At 37.7% G+C, this 1,720-nt stretch carries 1 protein-coding gene and 1 tRNA gene; both read right to left on the minus strand.

Annotation, left to right across the window (positions count from 1 at the left end):
* Window position 1: 1 nt before the first annotated feature.
* Window positions 2-73: transfer RNA gene (locus tag P8M54_RS15850), tRNA-Glu, on the minus strand.
* A gap of 77 nt (window positions 74-150) precedes the next feature.
* Window positions 151-1,629: a proline--tRNA ligase gene (gene proS, locus P8M54_RS15855; protein ID WP_300289011.1), complete on the minus strand. Its 1,479-nt coding sequence runs from the start codon at window positions 1,627-1,629 to the stop codon at window positions 151-153.
* Window positions 1,630-1,720 lie beyond the last annotated feature (91 nt).

Genomic DNA, 1,720 nt, shown 5'->3' on the forward strand with positions numbered 1-1,720 from the left:
GTAGCCCGTAGCGGAATCGAACCGCTCTTACATGGATGAAAACCATGCGTCCTAACCGATAGACGAACGGGCCCTGCTTCTGTATTGCGGATGCAAAGATACAACTATTTTTGAGTCGCACAATAGCTAAGACAAAAAAAACAATCTTTTTTAATATGCTTTAGCAAACAAGACTCTTTTAGTGGACGGATTCCCAGTAAACACGCAGGTTCCCGCTTCCTCAATAGCATCTAAAGGAATACATCTTATTGTTGCTTTAGTCAATTCTTGAATGCGCTCTTCAGTAGCTGCTGTTCCATCCCAATGCGCTGACACAAAACCACCTTTGTCATTTAAAACAGTCTTAAACTCCTCAAAACTATCAACCTTAGTAATATGTGAATTTCTATATTCTAAAGCTGTATTGAATAAATCTTTTTGAATTTGTTCTAGCAAATCGCTTACATAAGACGCAATTCCGTCTTTAGAAACTACTTCTTTTGTAGCAGTATCTCTCCTTGCAATTTCAAAAGTACCATTTTCTAAATCCTTTGGACCAATCGCTATTCTCACAGGAACTCCTTTTAATTCCCACTCAGCAAATTTAAATCCTGGTTTTTGAGTCGTACGATTATCAAATTTAACAGATACCCCTAACTTTTTAAGTTGCTCACTTAAAATTGTCACTTCTGCAGCTATTTGTTCTAATTGCTCATCAGTTTTATAAATCGGCACGATAACAACTTGTATAGGAGCTAAATTTGGAGGTAAAACCAACCCTTTATCATCAGAGTGCGTCATAACAAGAGCACCCATCAAACGTGTTGACACACCCCAAGATGTACCCCAAACATATTCCTGCTTTCCTTCAGCATTTGCAAATTTTACGTCAAAAGCTTTTGCGAAATTCTGACCTAAGAAATGTGAAGTTCCTGCTTGCAAAGCTTTACCGTCCTGCATTAAAGCTTCGATACAATACGTTTCTTCAGCTCCAGCAAAACGTTCTGACTCCGTTTTGATCCCTTTAACAACTGGTATAGCCATAAAATCTTCGGCAAAATCAGCATATACATTCATCATTTTCTCTGATTCCTCTACTGCCTCTTCTCTTGTCGCATGCGCTGTATGTCCTTCTTGCCAAAGAAATTCGGCAGTTCTCAAGAACAAACGTGTTCTCATTTCCCATCGAACCACATTAGCCCATTGATTTATTAGCAATGGTAAATCACGGTATGACTGCACCCAACCTTTATAAGTTGACCATATAATTGCTTCACTTGTAGGGCGAACAATTAATTCCTCCTCTAACTTTGCATTGGGGTCAACCATCAATTTACCTGGTTTGTCAGGATCATTTTTTAACCTATAATGCGTTACAATTGCGCATTCTTTTGCAAATCCTTCTGCATTTTTTTCCTCCGCTTCAAACATGCTTTTAGGCACAAATAGAGGAAAGTAAGCATTCTGGTGTCCTGTTTCTTTAAATTTTCGATCCAATTCCCCTTGCATTTTTTCCCAGATAGCGTAACCGTATGGTTTGATAACCATACACCCTCTTACTCCTGAGTTTTCGGCTAGATCTGCTTTGACAACCAGTTCGTTATACCATTTAGAATAATCTTCTGATCTTGTTGTAAGGTTCTTGCTCATATTGAATAGTTTGGCATAAATTTTGCGTTATAATATTTAACTAAATAGTTCAGCAAAACTAACTATTTTTGTAATGTGCAACAATAAAAAA

Source organism: Flavobacterium sp. (assembly GCF_029242675.1).
GTDB lineage: Bacteria > Bacteroidota > Bacteroidia > Flavobacteriales > Flavobacteriaceae > Flavobacterium.